Below are 18,521 nucleotides of genomic sequence, written 5' to 3' on the forward strand. Positions count from 1 at the left end.
CGCAACATGAAGATTCTCGTCACCGGCGGCGGTGGTTTCCTGGGGCAGGCGCTGTGCCGTGGCCTGGTCGAGCGCGGGCATGAGGTCATCAGCTTCAACCGCGGGAACTACCCGGTGCTGCGCGAACTCGGCGTTGGCCAGGTGCAGGGCGACCTGGCGGACGGCCATGCGGTGACGCATGCCGCGCAAGGCGTCGACGCGATCTTCCACAACGCCGCCAAGGCGGGTGCCTGGGGCAGCTACAAGAGCTACCACGACGCCAACGTCGTCGGTACCCAGAACGTGCTGGACGCGTGCCGCGCGCATGGCATCGGTCGTCTGGTCTACACCTCCACGCCCAGCGTGACGCACCGCGCGACGCATCCGGTCGAAGGGGGCAGCGCGGCCGACGTACCGTACGGCGAGGGGTTCAAGGCGCCCTACGCCACCACCAAGATGATCGCGGAGAAGGCGGTGCTGGCCGCCAACGACGCCACGCTGGCGACGGTGGCGCTGCGACCGCGCCTCATCTGGGGACCGGGCGACCACCAGATCCTGCCGCGCCTGGTGTCGCGCGCGCGCGCCGGTCGCCTGCGCATCGTCGGCAGCGGCGAGAACCACGTCGACACCACCTACATCGACAACGCCGCGCAGGCGCATTTCGATGCGTTCGACCATCTTGCGCCGGGCGCGGCCTGCGCCGGCAAGGCCTACTTCATTTCCAACGGCGAGCCGTGGCCGATGCGCAAGCTGCTCAACGCGCTGCTGGAGACGGCGGGCGCGCCGCGCGCCGACAAGCAGCTGTCGTTCACCGCCGCCTACCGCATCGGTGCGGTCTGCGAGACGCTGTGGACGGTCCTGCCGCTGAAGGGCGAACCGCCGATGACGCGCTTCCTCGCCGAACAGCTCAGCACCGCGCACTGGTACGACATGGCGCCGGCACGGCGCGACTTCGGTTACGTGCCGCGCGTGTCGATGGACGAAGGCTTCGATCGGCTGCGCGCCTGGCTGCGCGACCACCCGGTCTGAGCCGATGGGTGCTTCACGCGCCCCTCACCACGCTTAAGCGAATCCGTCTGCGCACGGCGCACGCTCACGCGACGATGACTCCCGGCATTCCAGCATGGCCCACGCCACTTCCGGCTGTACCACTGGCCAGATGCCAAAAGGAGTTTCCATGCTGCGCTACGCCGTCATTTTCTTCGTCATCGCGCTCATCGCCGCCGTGCTGGGTTTCAGCGGCATCGCCGGCGCCGCCACCAACATCGCGTGGGTGCTGTTCGTCGTCTTCGTGATCCTGGCGATCATCTCGCTGCTGCGCGGCAAACGCGTCTGACGCGACACCGTCTCTCTCCGCCGGGACGGCAGGATGCTGTCGAGCCCGCCCCGAGCCCGCATGACGCAGGCAGACGGGCGGGCGGGGCGTACAGGCTTTGCCGCTAGAATGGCGGCATGGACCTGTCTCCGTTCGATGCCCTCAAGCCGCTTGCCGGCCGTGCACTGGAAGCCGCACTCAACCAGGCGCTCGCGCTTGATCCCGACACCTCCGCGGCCTTGCTGCCGCTCGAAGGGCGTCGCATCCAGCTGAAAGTCGATACACCACCGCTGGCGATGGACATCATGGTCGGTGGTGGCCGCCTGCAGGTCGGCCCCGCCAGTGAAGTGCTGGAAGCCGACCTCGCCGTGCGCAGCACGCTGGGTGGCCTGCTCGGCCAGCTGCCGTTCTTCCGCCGCGACCACGCCACGCCGGTCGGCAAGGTCAAGGTGTCCGGCGACGCCGATCTCGCGCGTCGCCTGCAGACGCTCGCCACCCGCTTCGATCCTGACTGGTCGCTGCCGTTCACGCGTGTGTTCGGCGACGTGATCGGCGTGCAGGTGGCCAATGCCGTGCGCGGTGGCCTGCAGCAGGCGCGTACCGCCGCCGGCAACCTGGCGGAAAGCGCCGCCGAGTACGTCACCGAGGAATCGCGCGACGTCATCGGCCGCGAGGAACTCAACGCCTTCCATGACGACGTCGATGCGATCCGCGACGATGTCGAACGCATGGCGGTTCGGGTAGGACGTCTCGCCGCGCGCGTGGAGCAGCGCGCATGAGGTCGGTGTTGCGGGCCAGCCGCATTGGCCGCGTGTTGCTCCGCTATCGTCTCGATGACCTGCTCGACGGCACGCCGGTCGAACGCTGGCTGCGCCTGGGCCGTCCGTTCGTGCCGCGCGCCTCGGCCGAGATCGCCGCGCAGCCGCGCGGTGCACGCCTGCGTCTGGCGCTGCAGGAACTCGGCCCGATCTTCGTCAAGTTCGGCCAGATCCTCTCGACGCGGCGCGATCTGATCCCGCCGGACATCGCCGAAGAACTGACCCTGCTGCAGGACCGCGTCGCTCCGTTCGACGGCGACCGCGCCCGCGTGCTGGTCGAAGAGGAGCTCGGCCGTCCGATCCACGAAGCCTTCGAGCAGTTCGACACCACGCCGCTGGCCTCGGCCTCCATCGCGCAGGTGCATGCGGCCACGCTGCCCGGCGGGCGCGAGGTCGTGGTCAAGGTGCTGCGCCCGGACATCCGCAAGCAGATCGCCGGCGACATCGCACTGCTGGAAAGCATCGCCGCCATCGTCGAACGCGCGCATCCCAACGCCGACAAGATCCGTCCGCGCGAAGTCGTCGCCGAGATCGAGAACACGCTGGCCGCCGAACTCGACCTGCAGCGCGAAGCCGGCAACGCCAGCCTGCTGCGGCGCAACTGGGCCGACTCACCCGACCTGTACGTGCCCGAGGTGATCTGGTCGCATACTGCCGAGCGCGCGATGACGATGGAGCGCGTGCGCGGCATCCCGTCCGACGACATCGCCGCCCTCGACGCCGCCGGCATCGACCGCAAGGCGCTCGCCGCGAAGGGCGTGCGCGTGTTCTACCAGCAGGTGTTCCGCGACAACTTCTTCCACGCCGATGCGCATGCCGGCAACATCTGGGTCGATCCGGAGCGCAAGACCGATCCGCGCTTCATCGCGCTGGACTTCGGCATCATGGGCCAGCTCTCGCGCGACGACCAGTACTGGCTCGCCGAGAACTTCATGGCGATCTTCAACCGCGATTACCGCCGCATCGCCGAGCTGCACGTGCAGGCCGGCTGGATGCCGTCGCACATCCGCATCGACGAACTGGAAGCCGCCGCACGCGCGGTGTGCGAGCCGTACTTCACCCGCCCGCTCAGCGAGATCTCGCTGGCCGAAGTGCTGGCCAAGCTGTTCCGCACCGCGCAGCGTTACGAGCTGACGCTGCAGCCGCAGCTGATCCTGCTGCAGAAGACGCTGCTGAACATCGAAGGCGTCGGCCGCCAGCTCGATCCGCAGATCGACATCTGGGCGGTCGCGCGACCGGTGCTGGAACGCATCCTGCTGGAACGCTACAGCCCGCAGCGCGCCGCGCAGGAGTTCCGCAAGCGCCTGCCGGAAATCATGACCCACGCACCCGACATGCCGCGGCTGGTGCACGCGTGGCTCAGCCAGCAGGTCGAGGGCCGGCACGAACTCGCGCTGCGGTCGAAGGATCTCGCCGATCTCGCGCTGACGATGAAGGGCATGCAGCGTCGCGTGGTCGCCGCGATCCTCGGCGTCGGCCTGCTGATCGTCGCGGCCGTCCTGTACGCGCTGGAAGCGGGCGGGCCCAGCCTGTTCGACATTCCCGCCGCCGCGTGGATCGCCGGCATCGGCGGCCTGTGGGCGTTGCTCGCGGCGTGGCCGCGACGGTGATCCGTTCGGGCGCGCTCAGGCGCGCCTGCGACCCCAGACCAGCCACCAGCCCAGCCACACCTGCACCGGCAACGTCAGCAGGCAGGCGAGCGTGAACCAGCGCGGGAAGTCGTCCCACGCCACCACGGTCACGTACACGTCCAGCCCCAGGTAGATCGCGAAGATCGTCCATGCGTGCGCGGTCTTCGCCACCGCAGCCACGCCAACCATCAGAGCGCTGCCCACGAGGCCGGCGAGGAATACCCACAGCAGGTCGTAACCCAGTCGTGTATCGCCGCCCGGCGGGAGTCCGAGCAGCGCAGCCACTTCGCTGCCGGCCAGGTTCACCAGCGGGATCGCGATGATGGCGAGTGCCAGGGCCAGCAGGCTACGCAGAACGATCTTCACGCGCTCCATCATCGGCTCCGTCGTGTCGCGAGGGTGGATCCGCGACGTCGCTTCCGATGATCAGGGTTGGCCGATGCGCATGTCTACATCGGCCGTGCAGGGGGCGATGGCGGAGAAGGTCTGCGCCGTGTCATGCATGAGCGGGTGCTCCGACTGCGTGGAGACGATCCGGGTGACGTTGCCGTCCCCATCCTGCGCATGCAGCAACGCAAACGGCGGATGGTAGGCCGCGCCGGCGCGCAACTTCGAACGGTTGTGCATCACCGCATAGGCGCGATCACGGTAGGCGCGGAGTTCCAGATCGAGCGCGGGGCACGTCGAGCGTTCGAGCACCTGGCTGCAGGTCAGCTGTCGTCCTGCGGCGTAGTAGGTGATCCGCTCCGTGCCTTCGCGCGTCGGAATCCCGGGGACGCCAAGGTGATGGGTGGTGCCGACGATGAGGAATTTCGCGCCCCAGTCGCTGCCTGTGCCAACGATCAGCCCGAGGGGCGTAGGTGTTTCGCGCGTCGCTGCAAGTGCCGTGGCGGCTTCATCGCCGGCGACGCAATGTGGAGTGATTGGTGTTGTTGCGGCAAGCAGAAGGGCAAACAGGTTCATGTGGGCTCCATCCCGTCCATTGGTACTGTCGTACTGCCTGGCAGCCGCGTATCCGTCACGGGCGGCCGCTCAGACGGTCAGCGTACTCCGCGTTAGCGTGGCTAGGAATACCTCCGCAGTTCCCAGCGTGGCCCGTCGTCAACTCACAGCGACACCCGCAAGGATCGCGCGGTCCACCAGCGAGCCGTCTGCCTATGAACCAGCGGATCATGGCGCATGCGGACCGTCGATGTTGACGCGGTCACAACGATTCTTTCGCGTGCCGTACGCGGCAGGGAGTCTACGGTGAACTTCCTTTCCCACGGGAGTCTTCCCATGAGCCACCTGACCGGAAAACGCGTCGCCATCCTCGCCACCGACGGCTTCGAGCAGTCCGAACTGACCGAGCCGATGCGCGCGTTGAAGGAACACGCGGCCGAGGTCGACATCGTCTCCCTGGAAAGCGGCCGCATCCAGGGCTTCAAGCACTTCGACAAGGGCGAACAGGTCGAGGTCGACCACGTCCTGTCCGACGTCAGCGCGCAGGATTACGACGCGCTGGTCATTCCTGGCGGGCTGTTCAATCCCGATGCCTTGCGCGTCGACGACCAGGCGCTCGCGTTCACCCGCGGCTTCTTCGAGGCCGGCAAGCCGGTCGGTGCGATCTGCCATGGTCCGTGGGTACTGGCCAACGCCGACGTACTGAAAGGCCGCACCATCACCTCGGTGCCGAACATCCGCAAGGATCTTGAGAACGCCGGCGCCACCTGGAAGGACGATGAGGTCGTCGTCGACAAGGGACTGGTCACCAGCCGCACGCCGAAGGACCTGCCTGCCTTCTGCGCGAAGCTGGTGGAAGAAATCGCAGAGGGTAAGCACGGTGGCCAGCGTCGCTCGGCCTGATCCGCGCCGACACCGCGGCCGTCAGCGCCGCGGTGCTTCCGGTGTCTCGACGGCCGGCGTGCAGCGGGGCAGCGGCAACGGCCCATACACCTTGGTGGTGCCGGCGAAGCCGCCTTGTTGGATCACGTAGACCGCACGTGCGCGCTCGTCGATATGCACGAAGTGCGCATAGCCATCCGCGACCTGCCCGGTATCCGATAACGGCCGCTCCTGCGCCAGCATCAGGTCCTGTGATGGCGCGTCCACCACGGGCCACGGCTGCTGGATGCCGTACGGACTGACGAACGGCTTGAGTCGCATGCGCGCACAGTCGCCGAGGGGATCCGGGGAGACCTCGAGAAGCGGCACGATATGAAGGAAACGGTTGTCCGCGCCGGACGACAGCGCGAGGGCGAGCAGCACAAGAGACGGCAGAGTCACGGGCTTTCCTTCTCGTCGCGCGAGGTCATCGTCACCCTGCCATTCTCGATCTTCCACAGGCCGGCAGAGGTTCCCACGAACATCGGAGTGCGTGCCCACAGGCTCCAGAACACGTGGACTTCAGTGGGCGCCGGATCGAGCAGATGCGTGATCATCATGGCCACGGTCTCGCTGTCCTTCTCCCCATGCCGCCCCGCCAGCGCGATGCAGCTGCGCGTGAAAGGCCGCTGCCGGACGATCTTCTGACCAGCAGCATCCAGGTCCAGCCTGTAACTGCCGCCGATGGGAACCACGCCCTGCTTTGTCGTTCCCGGCAGCAGATACGCGATCCAGCCGCCGCCTTCGCGCGGATCGGCCAACACCACAGTGTTGTAGCTGCGGGAACATGGAGCGAACTCCGCATGGGCCGCCGTGTTGCGTGCACGTGCGGCGCCGAGTTCATAAGGTGTCAGCGTGGCGGGCTCGGCCAACGCCTGGGCGTCGCCGATGACGCGGCCCTCGCTGCCCACCGTCACGCGATAGCGCGCACGCGGCTCCGCGTCGCTGCTCAGGAAGGTCACCGCGATGCCTTCATCCCGCTGTTCGGTAATCCAGCCGCCCAGGCGTCCCTGCTTGCCGTCCTGACGGAACGCCTTCAGCGTCATCACGGCATCGGAGGCGACGGCGGCGGCCTGGTCATGCAGGTAGATCGCCCGCCCGGTGGCTTCCGCGTCCAGAAGGGCTTGCGCGATCTGCGCATCGTCCATCGGCGCAGGTGCGTCCTCCTGCGCAAGCACCAGGGATGGACAGGCCAAGGCGGACAACAGCCAGACGGCACGGACGGCGATGCGCTTCATTCCCTGCATGGTCGAACTCCCTCTCCCCGATGGAGCGCGACGTTACCGCAGTTCCTATACTGGTGCGAGTCGAACCGGAAGACCGCCATGCCCCTGCTGCGCTCCCTGCTGATCGGGACGATCCTGGCCGCCGCCACGATGCCTGCCATCGCCGCCGATACCCCCCTGCGCATCATGAGTTTCAACATCCGCCTGCCGGTGGAAAGCGATGGCGTGGACTACTGGGAGACGCGCAAGCCGCTGGCGGTGCGCATGCTGCAGGAGCAGCAGCCGGACGTGATCGGGATGCAGGAACTGGTGAAGATGCAGGCCGACTACCTGGCGAAGGCATTGCCGCAGTACGCCTGGTTCGGTCGCGGGCGCGATGCCGATGGCGGCGGCGAACACATGGGCGTGTTCTATCGCAAGGACCGGCTGAAGGTGGTCGAGTCCGGCGACTTCTGGCTGTCCGATACGCCCGACGTGCCCGGCAGCATCACCTGGCAGCATCTGTATCCGCGCATGGTCACGTGGGCGCTGTTCGAGCAGCGCCGCGATGGCAAGCGCTTCTATCTGTTCAATACGCACCTGCCGTACCGCGACCAGGACGAAGCGGCGCGCGTGAAAGGGGCGACGGCCATCGCCGCGCGTCTGGCCACGCTGCCGGCCGGCGTGCCGGTGGTGCTGATCGGCGACTTCAACACCGCGCCGGACAGCGAAGTGCACGCGGTGCTTGCGCGCACGTTGCAGGACGCTTGGACGACCGCGCCGCGCGTCGAAGGCAGCGACGCGACGTTCCACGGCTTCACCGGCAAGGCCGACAAACGCATCGACTGGATCTTCGTGAAGGGCGCACAGCCCGAGTCGATCGCCTCGGTGACGACTCGCTGGGATCAGCGCTATCCGTCCGACCATTTCCCGTTGGTGGTGGCACTGCGGTTGCCGTAGCGGCGGAACCGGGAGATCGTGCTCCGAGCGCCGTCGATCGGGCTCGGAAAGCCAGGCGCCAGGCGAAAAGTGCCATCGATGGCACTCGACGAGCCATCGATGGGATTCCGAGGGCGATGGGGTGGCACTTTGAAAGCGATCGATGGGTTCCGGAAAGCCATCGATCGCTTTCAGCGAGCCATCGATGGGTCTGAATGTGCCATCGATGGCTTTCGATGTGCGATCGATGGGTCTTTGAAACCCATCGATGGCATGGGGGAGCTCCGTCGATGGCTTTCCGAGGGCGATCGTTGGCATTCCGCGCTCCATCGATGGAGCGCGGAGCTCCGTCGCCGGGCCCTGAGCCCGGGGCGCAAGGCTCAACGTGAGACGAACGGAGCACTGAGCGCCATCGAGCGGTGCCGTGCGTCAGGTGAGTCCGCGCGTTGGCCCCCTCACCCCAACCCTCTCCCCCGCAAGCGGGGTAGAGGGGCATTTCGCCGTAGCGGGATCATCGACGCGGACCTTCCGATGGGTCGCCCCTTCTCCCCCGGCACGGGGGAGAGGGCTGGGGTGAGGGGGCGAGCGCGGAAGATCAGGACCCGCGGCATTCCCACAACGAAAACGGCCCCTCGCGGGGCCGTCTTTGCATGTCGAGATATCACGCCTGCGCGATCAGCGCGGCGGCGGTCCGAACTTCCGCTCCGCGATGAACCACATCGCGCCGCCCCAGATCAGGCCGCAGACGGGGAAGCCGATCAGGGCGGCGATCAGCAACGGCACGAACTCCCGCTCGGTGAACACCGTCATCAGTCCGCACCACAGCAAGGCGGTGGGGACACCCCAGCCGAGCACGCCGCGCAGCAGGATGAAGCGCAGCGGTCCCTGGTCGCGGATTTTCTGCCAGCGGGCAAGCGAGGCCTCGCGCTTGGCGTCGGTTTCAATCGTCATGGCGTGCCTCCCGAGGTCGCCGCTGCGCCCGTCGCCTTCTTCGCGAAATCGCCCGCCACGAACACGCTCAGCGCCTCCGGCTTCAGGTACTTGCGGATCGCCGCGTTGACCTGCTCGCGCGTCAGCGCGGCGTACTTCGCATCCAGGTCGCTGGTGAACTGCATGGTGCGGCCGAAGTACAGCTGGTCGGTCAGCATGCCGGCGATGGTGCCGTCCTCGGCGCGGGCCTGCTGGCGTTCGGTCAGCGTGCCGGCCACCGCGTCCTTCAGTTCCTCCGCGGTGATGCCGTCCTTCAGCAGCCTGTCCAGCTCTTCGCGCACCAGCGCTTCCACCTTGGCCATGTTCTCCGGCGCGGCGATGGCCTGCACAGTGAAGCTGCCGGCATCGTCCTTGCCGCTGCGGCTGTCGTCGGCGCGGATGCCGCTGGAGACGCCGTAGCTGAGGCCTTCCTGCTGACGGATGCGGTCGCCCAGGCGCGACTTCAGCGCACCGCCGCCGAAGATGCGGTTGGCCACGATCATCGCGGGATAGTCGGCGTCGGTCACGCGCAGCGACAGGTTCTGCCGCGCCAGCAGCACGGCGTTGGGCTTGTCCGGCGTTTCGAAGCGCTGCTGCTTCGCCGCGACGTCCGTGTAGCGCGTGTCGATGGACGCGTACGGCTTGCCCGCCTGCCAACCGGCGAACAGCTGTTCGAGCTGCGCGCGCACGGCGACCGGATCGAAGTCGCCGACGATGGCGATCTCGCCTTCGGAGGTGCCGTAGATGTCGCGATGGAACGCGCGCACGTCGTCCAGCTTCAGCGTCTTCATCAAGGCGATGGATTCGTCCAGCGTGCGGGTGCGCAGCGGATGGCCGGCCGGCCACGGGTCGAAATACTGCCCCAGTGCGCGGCCGGCGATCGCGCCCGGTTCCTGGCGCGAGGCCTCCATGCCGGTCAGCGCCTGCACGCGCAGCTGTTCGAACTCCGCCTCCGGGAACGCCGGGTTGCGCAGCACGTCGGCGGCCAGCGCCAGCGCGTCGGCCAGGTGCTCGCGTCGCGTCTGCAGGCCGATGGCCGCCCCCTGCAGGCTGCCGCTGATGTTGCCCTGCGTCTTCAGCTGTTCCATGCGCTGGTCGATCTGCGTGCGCGTCAGCGTCTTGCTGCCACGCATCAGCATCGCGCCGGCCATGCCGGCGGCGCCCTCGCGGCCGGTCAGCGCGGCCTCGTCGGCGAAGCGGAAGTTGGCGTCGACGATCACCGTGCCGCCACGCGTCTTCTTCGGCAGCAGCGATACGCGCAGCGCCTTGCCGAGCGTGAAAGTCTGCGTGCGCGACTCGATGTTCTGCGGCGAGGGATCGAACTGCTCGCCCGCACTGACCGCGGCACGACCGGTGTAGCCGTCCACCAGCGTGGCGACGGCGGGCGCGGCGGGAATCTCCACACGGTCCGGCGTCTCGCTGGGAATGAAACGGCCCAGCGTGCGGTTGCTCGACTTCAGGTAGGCGGCGGCGACGCGGTTGACGTCGGCGGCGGTGACCTTGTCGATGGCATCGCGGCTGGTGAACAGCAGGCGCCAGTCGCCGGCCGACTGGAATTCCGACAGGCCCATGCCGACCGCGTTGACGTCGGTGAAGTACAGGTCGTACGCGTTGCCGATGCGTTGCCTGGCTTCATCGACTTCCTGCTGGGTGATCGGGTGCGACGCGATCTGTTCGACCTGCTTCAGCAGCTCGGCTTCGGTCTTCTTCGCATCGCCGTCGGCCGGAATCACGGCCACGACCGTCATCAGGCCCGGATCGCGCATCGATTCGCTGTTGGCGCCGCTGCCCGCGGCCAGCTTGCCCTCGACCAGCGCCTTGTGCAGGCGGCCGCCCGGCGTGTGGCCCAGCACGTTCGCCAGCACGCTCAGCGGCGCGTTGTCGGCATGCGCGACGGCGGGCACGTGGTAGGCGGCGGCGACCAGGCGCAGGTTGCCGACGCGGCGCACGGTGACCTCGCGCTCGCCGTCCTGCGCGGGCTCGGTGGTGTAGAAGCGCGGCAGCGGACGGGCGGGCTTCTTCAGCGGGCCGAAGTGGCGGGCGACGCGCGCCAGCACGTCGGCGGTGTCGAGGCGGCCGGCGAGGATCAGCGTGGCGTTGTCCGGCTGGTACCACTGGCGGTAGAACGCCTGCAGCTTGTCGATCGGCACGCCTTCCACGTCGCTGCGCGCGCCGATGGTGGTGTTGCCGTAGTTGTGCCACAGGAACGCGGTGGAGCGGATGCGCTGGAACAGCACGCCGCCGGGGTTGTTCTCGCCGGCCTCCAGCTCGTTGCGGACCACGGTCATCTCGCTGTCGAGATCCTTCTTCGCGACGTTGGAATGGACCATGCGGTCCGCTTCCATCTTCAGCACCCACTCCAAGGTGTCGTTGTTCGCGGGGAACGAGGCGAAGTAGTTGGTGCGGTCCAGGCCGGTGGTGGCGTTGAAGTCGATGCCGCGCTTCTTCATCTCGCCGCTGATGTCGGACTGCGTGGGCGTGCCTTTGAACAGCAGGTGTTCCAGCAGGTGCGCCATGCCGGTATCGCCGTAGTTCTCGTGCACCGAGCCCACCTGGTAGACCAGGTTGACGGTCACGGTGGGCTTGGTGGCATCGGGGAACAGCAGCACGCGCAGGCCGTTGGCCAGGGTGTATTCGCTGATGCCCTCGATGCTGGGGCCGGCGGCGACGCCCTTCGGCAACGCGGTCTGCGCCTGCAGCGTGACGGGATGACCCAGGGCCAGCGTGACGGCCAGTCCGAGTGCGACAATGAAGCGGGGTGACGACATCCACGATCCTCCAACAGTGCCGCGGGCGTCCATCGCGTGCGGCGGACCCCGAGTGTCGCAGATTTGCAGGAAAGGTTGATTCATGGATTACGGTGAGACCACGACCGACGACGGCGCACTGCCCGTGCTGTACGCCGATGCGCAGATCGCGGTGGTGAACAAGCCCGCCGGCGTGATGGCGCATGACAGCAAACTGGCGCGCGGCGAGACCGACTTCGTCGCCGACCGCCTGCGCGCGCAGTTCGGCAAGCCGATCTTCCTGATCCACCGGCTGGACCGCGCCACCAGCGGCTGCCTGCTGGTGGCGTTCGACCGCGACAGCGCGTCCACGCTGGGCAAGGTGCTGATGTCGCGCGAGGTGGAGAAGGATTACCTTGCTGTGTGCCGCGGCTGGCCGGAGTCGGACTTCATCGTCGATCACGCGATCGATGGCGGCCCGGGCAAGCCGGAGAAGAAGCCGGCGCTGACGCGCTTCGTGCGGCTGGCGACGGGTGAACTGCCGCTGCCGTCGGGCGAGTTCGAAACCTCACGGTACGCCCTGTTGCGCTGCCAGCCGGAAACCGGCCGCTTCCGCCAGATCCGCCGGCACCTCAAGCACGCGTTCCATCACCTGATCGGCGACACCAGCCACGGCGATGGCCGCCACAACCGGAACTTCCGCATGCAGGGCGTGCACCGCATGCTGCTGCACGCGGTGCGGCTGGCGTTTCCGCATCCGCTGACCGGCGAGCGCATCGACGTGGTGGCGCCGCTGGATGCGGAATTCCTAAAGGCGTACGCGCTGTTCGGGTGGGAAGGGGATTTGCGGTAGCGGATCCGTCGGGCGCGGTGATGGATGTGGGAGCGACGTAAGTCGCGATGAGGCGTTACCGGTGGCCCATCGCGACTTACGTCGCTCCCACACCTATTGCCAAGTAGTTCCTGTGAACAGGAAGCGATGTCTCAGGCCACCCTCATCGCCGCCAGCACCATCAGCGCGACCGCGCACAGCATGCCGACCAGCCAGATGAGGCTGCGCAGCGACTGCTTGTCGGCCAGGTAGAAGACGCCGTGCAGCACGCGCGCGACGACGAAGGCGATGGCCAGCGGCGTGATGGTGTCCGTCGGCACGCCGGCCAGCTGCGCCATCAGCACGCCGGCGACGAAGGCGGGAAACGCCTCGAAGCCGTTGAGGTGCGCGGCGTTGGCGCGCTGCACTTTGTAGTTGCCGTCCTGCTTGGCCAGCCACGCGCGCGGGTTGCGGTTGTTGTAGCGCTCACCGGAGCGCTTGGCGATGAAGACCCACAGGTACGGCAGCAGTGCGGTGATCAGGATGCACCAGTAAGCGATGGCCATGCGTATTCCCTCCGAGGATGGCGCAGGGTAGTGGGTGCGCGGTGCAGGCGTCCATGCTTTCGCTCCCTTTCCCCGGCACGGGGAGAGAAGTGAGGGGCACAATGGGAAGATGGTGTGGGAGCGACGTAAGTCGCGATGGGCTACCGGTAGAGCTTCATCGCGACTTACGTCGCTCCCACAGGAGACATCACCGGTCGATCATGGGACCGGAAAAGAAAACGGCGCCTTTCGGCGCCGCTTTCGTATCGCACTGTCGACGTCGGCTTACTTCTTCGCCGGCTCTGCCTTCATCATCGCGTCGCGCGCGGCCTTGAAGGGGTTGCCGTCGTACCAGGTCGGCCATTTGTCTTCGACCGCCAGGTCCTTGCCGACGCCGTACAGCGCCTGCAGGTCCTGCACCACGCCGTCGAGCTTCCAGCCGTCGTGCACTTCGTCGCTGGCCTGGTGGTAGCGCTTGGCGTACTCCTCGCTCGCCGCCTTGCCCGCTTCGACGCCGCCGTCCAGCAGGTCGTTGCCGCCCTTGGCGTACAGCGCCGGCACGCCGGCCTTGGCGAAGTTGAAGTGGTCGCTGCGGAAGTAGTAGCCGCCGGCCGGGTTGCCTTCCTCGGCGAGCACGCGGCCCTGCTGGTCGGCGTAGACCTTCAGCATGTCTTCCAGCTGCGAGTTGCCCTTGCCGGTGACGACGAAGTCGCGCGACTTGCCGCCGACGCTCATCGCGTCGAGGTTGATCACGCCGGCGATCTTGTTGAGCGGGAAGGTCGGGTGCGCGACGTAGTACTTGGAGCCGAGCAGGCCGGATTCCTCCAGCGTCACCGCCACGAACACTACCGAGCGCGCGGGCTTCGGATCCTGGTGGGCGAACGCTTCGGCGATCTCCAGGATGCCGGCCACGCCGGTCGCGTTGTCGACGGCACCGTTGTAGATGTTGTCGCCTTCCTCGCCCTCGTGCTTGCCCAGGTGGTCCCAGTGGGCCATGTACAGCACGGCTTCGTCGGGCTTGCTGGCGCCCGGCAGTACGCCGATGACGTTGCGCGAGGTCTTCTCGGTGATGCTGCTCTTCAGCGCGGCGGACACCTGCGCCTTCAGCGGCACCGGCTTGAAGCCGCGCTTGCCGGCGCTGGCGTAGGCGGCGTCCAGGTCGAGGCCGGCATCGGCGAATAGCTGCTTGGCGGCCTCGGCGCTCAGCCAGCCCTGCAGCGGGATGCGCTTTTCCGGATCGTCCTTGGCCGGCAGGTCGTACTGCGCGCCGGACCAGGAATTCTTCACCACGTCCCAGCCGTAACTGGCGCCGGCGGTGTCGTGCACGATCAGCGCGGCAGCGGCGCCCTTGCGCGCGGCCTCTTCGAACTTGTAGGTCCAGCGCCCGTAGTAGGTCATGCGGTTGCCGCCGAACAGCGTCTCGTCCTTGGCGTGGAAGCCCGGGTCGTTGACGAAGATCACCACGGTCTTGCCGGTCCAGTCCTGGCCGGCGTAGTCGTTCCACGTCTGCTCCGGTGCATCGACGCCGTAGCCGACGAACACCAGGTCGCTGGCATCCAGCTTGACGTCGGTCTGGCCGGTGCGGGTACCGATCACGTAGTCGGTGCCGAACTTCAGGTCGCGCTTGCCGGCCGAGGTGGTCAGCGACAGAGTGGTGGCGGCCTCGTCGGCGGTGGTTTCCACCATCGGCACGTCCTGGAAATAGCTGCCGTTGTTGCCCGGCTGCAGGCCGATGCGCTTCATCTGCGCTTCGAGGTAAGTCGCGGTCTTCTCTTCGCCGACCGAGCCCGGGGCGCGGCCTTCGAATTCGTCCGAGGCCAGCGTGTTCACCATGTCGGCGAAGTCGGCCTCGGTGATGTCGGCGGTGAAGGTGTGGGCGGCGGCGGGCGGCGGCGTGGCCGCCTCGGGCGCGGGCGCCGCGGTTTCTTGCTTGCACGCGGCCAGGGCGGCCGCGGTGGCAAGCACCAGCATCAACTTGCGGGACATCGGGATTCCTCAACGAACGGAATCCCGATTCTAGCCACAAAGGGCGGGCCGGACCTGTGCCGGACCCGCCCGCATGCAGGGACTTACTCGGCCGGCGCGGTGTCAGTGCTGAACGACTTGGCGGTGGCGCCGGTTACCGGGCCGATCTTGGCGCTGGTGTGCACGTACAGCACCACGGGACGCTCGAACACCAGCGGGCCGTTCACTTCGGCATTGGGGCCGATCACGATGCGCGGCGGCTTCTTGCTGTCGGTGTTGAAGAAGCCGGTGGACTTCTGCACGCGCAGGCCGCCGCGGACCTTCGAGCCGACGCCGACGGTGACGTCGCCGCGGACGGTCTCGATGCTGCCGCCGACCTGCGTGCCGACCAGGCCGATGGCGCCGTTGACGGTCTCGACATCGCCGCCGACCACGCCGCCGCGATCGATGAAGATGCTGCCGTTGACGGTCTCGACGTCCTTGCGGACGTTCACGTCCTTGCCGGTGCGGATGCCGCCGTTGACGGTTTCCAGCGATTCCACGACGGCCTTGTCGCCGACGGTGATGCTGCCGTTGACGGTGCTGGCGTCTTCGGCGGTGACGCCGTCGCCGATGCGGATGCTGCCGTTCACGGTATCCAGGTCGCCATAGGTCTGGCCGGCGTCGGCGGTGATGCTGCCGTTGACCTTGGAGATTTCCTGCTGGGCCAGCGCAGGGGTGGTGGCCAGGGCCAGGGTCAGCAGCAGGGCGGTGCGGGGACGGATCATGGGGTTGCCTCTCGGGTGGTCTCGTATCGGTCTGATGCGGCGGTATGCCCAAGGGTTTAAACACCGTTGCACCGGCGTGGATGGCACCATGCTTCGCTACAATCGTCACCTGCCTGAAGTCACTGGAATCCTGCCGTGTCCGCATCCCCTGCGTCCGTGAAGCGTCCCAAGCCCGTCGTGCTGCTGATCCTGGATGGCTGGGGGCATCGCGAAGATCCCACGGACAATGCACTTGCGCAGGCCGAGCTGCCGAACTGGCGCCGCCTGCTGGCCACCGCGCCGCACACGCTGATCCACACCGAAGGCCGTCACGTGGGCCTGCCGGACGGGCAGATGGGCAATTCGGAAGTGGGCCACATGAATCTGGGCGCCGGCCGCATCGTCTATCAGGACCTCACCCGCATCGATGCCGCCATCGAAGATGGCAGCTTCTACACCAATGCCGAGCTCGTGGCGGCCTGCGAGGCCGCGAAGATCGGCGGCAAGACCCTGCATGTCTTCGGCCTGCTGTCGCCGGGTGGCGTGCACAGCCATGAACTGCACATCTTCGCGATGCTCGAACTGGCCAAGCGCCAGGGCGTGCCGCGCGTCGCGGTACACGCCTTCCTCGACGGCCGCGACACGCCGCCGAAGTCGGCCGAACCCAGCCTGCGCGCGTTGCAGGACCTGTGCGCGACGCTCGGCAATGCGCATATCGCCTCGGTCAGCGGCCGCTACTACGCGATGGATCGCGACAAGCGTTGGGACCGCGTGCAGCTGGCGTGGGATGCGATCGTCGAGGCGAAGAGCGAGTACCGCGCCGCGACGGGCGTGGCCGCGCTGGAGGACGCCTATGCGCGCGGCGAGAACGACGAGTTCGTGCTGCCGACGGTGATCGACGGTGCGCAGGCGATGGCCGATGGCGACGCGGTGGTGTTCATGAACTTCCGCGCCGACCGCGCGCGCCAGCTGAGCGCGGCCTTCGTGTCGCCGGCGTTCGATGGCTTCGAGCGGCGCGTGCCGGCGCTCGCGCGCTACGTCTGCCTGACCGAGTACGACGCCAAGTTGCCGGCGCCGGTGGCGTTCGGGCCGGACGACCTGCGCGAGACCTTCGGCGAACTGCTGGCCGAGCATGGGCTGACCCAGCTGCGCATCGCCGAGACGGAGAAGTACGCGCACGTGACGTTCTTCTTCAGCGGCGGGCGCGAGGACGTGTTCGACGGCGAGGAGCGCATCCTGATCCCCAGCCCCAAGGTCGCCACCTACGACCTGCAGCCGGAGATGAGCTGCCCCGAGCTGACCGCGAAGCTGGTCGAGGCGATCGGCACGGGCCGCTTCGACGCGATCGTCTGCAACATCGCCAATCCCGACATGGTCGGCCACAGCGGCGACCTGCAGGCGGCGATCCTGGCCGCGCAGGCGGTGGACAAGGCCGTGGGTGCGGTCGATGCCGCCGTACGCCAGGCGGGCGGCGCGATGATCATCACCGCCGACCACGGCAACCTGGAGATGATGCGCGACCCGGCCACCGGCCAGCCGCACACCGCGCACACGGTCGGCCCGGTGCCGCTGGTGCTGGTGCAGCCGGAGGGCGCGCCCGCGGTCACGCTGCGCAGCGGTGGTGCGTTGCGCGATGTCGCGCCGACGCTGCTGCAACTGCTGGGTCTGCCGCAGCCGGCCGACATGAGCGGCCGCAGCCTGATCGACGCCTGATGCCGCACCGCACGCGCGCTGCATTCGTCGCGATCCTGCTGGCCGGCCTGTCGGTCGTCGCGACCTCGACCGCGCAGACGTCGCGCGAGACCGAGCGCAAGCTGGAGCGCGTGCGCAGCGAGTTGAAGTCGATCGGGCAGGAACGGCGCAAGCTGGAAAGCGAGCGCGGTGCCGCGTCGCGCCAGCTGCGCGATGCGGACGAACAGGTCGGCCGCACCGCGCGATCGCTGTCCGACACCGAAGCGGCGTTGCGCCGCGAAGCCGCGGCGCTGGACGAGCTGCAGCGCAAGCGCGATGCGATGCAGGGCCAGCAGGCGGCGCAGCGCAAGCAGCTGACGGCGCTGGTGCGCTCGGCCTACCAGCGCGGCGACGATGCGCCGTTGAAGGTGCTGCTGTCGCAGGACCGCGTGGCTGATGCCAACCGCCTGCTGGCCTACCACCGCTACGTGCAGCGCGACCAGGCACGGCGCATCGAATCCCTCAACACCGAACTGGCCGCGCTGGACCAGGTGGAGCGCGACATCGTCGCCCGCCAGGCCGAACTGGACGCGGCGCGGGCGCGACAGCGTGGCCAGGTCGCGCAGCTGGAGAAGGATCGCAAGGCGCGCGCGAGCCTGATGGCCGACCTCGATCAGCGTTACCAGGACCGTGCGGCGAAGGAGAAGGCGCTTGGCCAGGACGCGCGTTCGCTCGAGACGCTGCTGAAAAACCTGCGCGCAGCCGCGGCGCGTGCCGAGGCCGAACGTCGGGCCGCGGCGCGACGCGAAGCTGCCGCTGCAGCGGCCGCGCAGAAGCGCGAAGGCAACACACCGTCTGCGCGCACGCCACGCGCATCGACGCCGCGACCCGCGGTCGCTTCCGCGCCGCAGCTGAAGGTCGGCGGACTGGGCTGGCCGGTCTCGGGCAACCTGCTGGCGCGCTACGGCGGTCGTCTGCCGGACGGACGCGCCAGCACCGGTGTATTGATCGGCGCGCCGTCGGGAACGCCGGTCACCGCGGTGGCCGACGGCACGGTGGTGTTCTCGGAATGGATGACCGGCTACGGCCTGATCCTGATCCTCGACCACGGCAACGGCTACATGAGCCTGTATGCGCACAACGACAGCCTGCTGAAGGACAGTGGCGACCGGGTGAAGCGCGGCGATGCGGTCGCGCGCGTCGGCACGTCGGGCGGACAGGGCCAGGCGGCGCTGTACTTCGAACTGCGCCGCAACGGCCAGCCGGTGGACCCGTCCTCGTGGCTGCAGCGGCGATGAACAGCGCCGCGGGTCCTAACCCGGCTTGAACATCTGGCGT

The 18,521-nt window shown here is 68.0% G+C and carries 18 protein-coding genes; 9 read left to right on the plus strand and 9 right to left on the minus strand.

Annotated elements, in window-relative coordinates:
- Positions 1–6 precede the first annotated feature (6 nt).
- From oleD to ubiB, 4 genes are all read left to right on the plus strand, one after another.
- Entirely contained in the window at positions 7–1,008 is a 1,002-nt protein-coding gene (gene oleD / locus IB230_RS18010) for a 2-alkyl-3-oxoalkanoate reductase (protein ID WP_192274242.1), read from the plus strand.
- A 148-nt stretch (positions 1,009–1,156) separates the two neighbouring features.
- Positions 1,157–1,315 carry a DUF1328 domain-containing protein gene (locus IB230_RS18015; protein ID WP_146388387.1) on the plus strand — a complete coding sequence of 53 codons (159 nt, stop codon included), beginning with the start codon at positions 1,157–1,159 and terminating at the stop codon, positions 1,313–1,315.
- Positions 1,316–1,431: 116 nt separating this feature from the next.
- Entirely contained in the window at positions 1,432–2,073 is a 642-nt protein-coding gene (locus IB230_RS18020) for an SCP2 sterol-binding domain-containing protein (RefSeq protein WP_192274243.1), read from the plus strand.
- Positions 2,070–3,722 carry a ubiquinone biosynthesis regulatory protein kinase UbiB gene (gene ubiB, locus IB230_RS18025; protein ID WP_192274244.1) on the plus strand — a complete coding sequence of 551 codons (1,653 nt, stop codon included), beginning with the start codon at positions 2,070–2,072 and terminating at the stop codon, positions 3,720–3,722. The genes IB230_RS18020 and ubiB overlap by 4 nt, the downstream gene beginning before the upstream one ends.
- A gap of 15 nt (positions 3,723–3,737) precedes the next feature.
- Here the strand turns inward: ubiB and IB230_RS18030 are convergent, their stop codons facing one another.
- Complete coding sequence (locus IB230_RS18030; protein WP_192274245.1) at positions 3,738–4,109, minus strand: hypothetical protein; 372 nt, start codon at positions 4,107–4,109, stop codon at positions 3,738–3,740.
- A gap of 60 nt (positions 4,110–4,169) precedes the next feature.
- Positions 4,170–4,706: a hypothetical protein gene (locus tag IB230_RS18035; protein ID WP_192274246.1), complete on the minus strand. Its 537-nt coding sequence runs from the start codon at positions 4,704–4,706 to the stop codon at positions 4,170–4,172.
- Between the two features lie 315 nt (positions 4,707–5,021).
- Between IB230_RS18035 and IB230_RS18040 the strand changes: the two genes are divergently transcribed.
- A complete protein-coding gene (locus tag IB230_RS18040) occupies positions 5,022–5,588 on the plus strand; it encodes a type 1 glutamine amidotransferase domain-containing protein (RefSeq protein WP_192274247.1) in 567 nt (188 codons plus the stop codon).
- A gap of 21 nt (positions 5,589–5,609) precedes the next feature.
- Here IB230_RS18040 and IB230_RS18045 read toward each other — a convergent pair whose 3' ends face one another.
- Together IB230_RS18045 and IB230_RS18050 are read right to left on the minus strand one after the other, a co-directional pair.
- Positions 5,610–6,008 (minus strand): hypothetical protein, encoded by a 399-nt coding sequence (locus IB230_RS18045; protein ID WP_192274248.1) that lies wholly within the window; start codon positions 6,006–6,008, stop codon positions 5,610–5,612.
- A complete protein-coding gene (locus IB230_RS18050) occupies positions 6,005–6,853 on the minus strand; it encodes a hypothetical protein (RefSeq protein ID WP_192274249.1) in 849 nt (282 codons plus the stop codon). Before IB230_RS18050 ends, IB230_RS18045 begins: the two co-directional genes overlap by 4 nt.
- A gap of 78 nt (positions 6,854–6,931) precedes the next feature.
- On the opposite strand from IB230_RS18050, the gene IB230_RS18055 reads away from it, so the two are divergent.
- Positions 6,932–7,771 (plus strand): endonuclease/exonuclease/phosphatase family protein, encoded by an 840-nt coding sequence (locus IB230_RS18055; protein WP_192274250.1) that lies wholly within the window; start codon positions 6,932–6,934, stop codon positions 7,769–7,771.
- Between the two features lie 654 nt (positions 7,772–8,425).
- On the opposite strand, the gene IB230_RS18060 is transcribed toward IB230_RS18055, so the two are convergent.
- Positions 8,426–8,701 (minus strand): hypothetical protein, encoded by a 276-nt coding sequence (locus tag IB230_RS18060; protein ID WP_192274251.1) that lies wholly within the window; start codon positions 8,699–8,701, stop codon positions 8,426–8,428.
- On the minus strand, positions 8,698–11,487 hold the full coding sequence (locus IB230_RS18065; protein ID WP_192274252.1) for a pitrilysin family protein: 2,790 nt from the start codon (positions 11,485–11,487) through the stop codon (positions 8,698–8,700). The genes IB230_RS18060 and IB230_RS18065 overlap by 4 nt, the downstream gene beginning before the upstream one ends.
- Positions 11,488–11,569: 82 nt before the next feature.
- On the opposite strand from IB230_RS18065, the gene IB230_RS18070 reads away from it, so the two are divergent.
- The gene (locus IB230_RS18070; protein ID WP_192274253.1) at positions 11,570–12,298 is read left to right on the plus strand and encodes a pseudouridine synthase; all 729 of its coding nucleotides are present in this window, start codon (positions 11,570–11,572) and stop codon (positions 12,296–12,298) included.
- A 131-nt stretch (positions 12,299–12,429) separates the two neighbouring features.
- On the opposite strand, the gene IB230_RS18075 is transcribed toward IB230_RS18070, so the two are convergent.
- The 3 genes from IB230_RS18075 to IB230_RS18085 form a co-directional block, all read right to left on the minus strand.
- Positions 12,430–12,822 carry an MAPEG family protein gene (locus IB230_RS18075; protein ID WP_192274254.1) on the minus strand — a complete coding sequence of 131 codons (393 nt, stop codon included), beginning with the start codon at positions 12,820–12,822 and terminating at the stop codon, positions 12,430–12,432.
- A gap of 264 nt (positions 12,823–13,086) precedes the next feature.
- A complete protein-coding gene (locus IB230_RS18080; protein WP_192274255.1) occupies positions 13,087–14,787 on the minus strand; it encodes a M28 family metallopeptidase in 1,701 nt (566 codons plus the stop codon).
- 83 nt (positions 14,788–14,870) lie between these two features.
- Positions 14,871–15,530 carry a hypothetical protein gene (locus IB230_RS18085; RefSeq protein WP_192274448.1) on the minus strand — a complete coding sequence of 220 codons (660 nt, stop codon included), beginning with the start codon at positions 15,528–15,530 and terminating at the stop codon, positions 14,871–14,873.
- Positions 15,531–15,668: 138 nt separating this feature from the next.
- Between IB230_RS18085 and gpmI the strand changes: the two genes are divergently transcribed.
- Together gpmI and IB230_RS18095 are read left to right on the plus strand one after the other, a co-directional pair.
- A complete protein-coding gene (gpmI, locus tag IB230_RS18090; protein ID WP_343227361.1) occupies positions 15,669–17,225 on the plus strand; it encodes a 2,3-bisphosphoglycerate-independent phosphoglycerate mutase in 1,557 nt (518 codons plus the stop codon).
- Positions 17,225–18,481, plus strand: coding sequence for a peptidoglycan DD-metalloendopeptidase family protein (locus IB230_RS18095; RefSeq protein ID WP_192274256.1), 1,257 nt, complete (start codon positions 17,225–17,227; stop codon positions 18,479–18,481). The genes gpmI and IB230_RS18095 overlap by 1 nt, the downstream gene beginning before the upstream one ends.
- Positions 18,482–18,521 lie beyond the last annotated feature (40 nt).

Origin of the sequence: Pseudoxanthomonas sp. PXM01 (assembly GCF_014851815.1) — a bacterium.
Taxonomy (GTDB): domain Bacteria; phylum Pseudomonadota; class Gammaproteobacteria; order Xanthomonadales; family Xanthomonadaceae; genus Pseudoxanthomonas_A.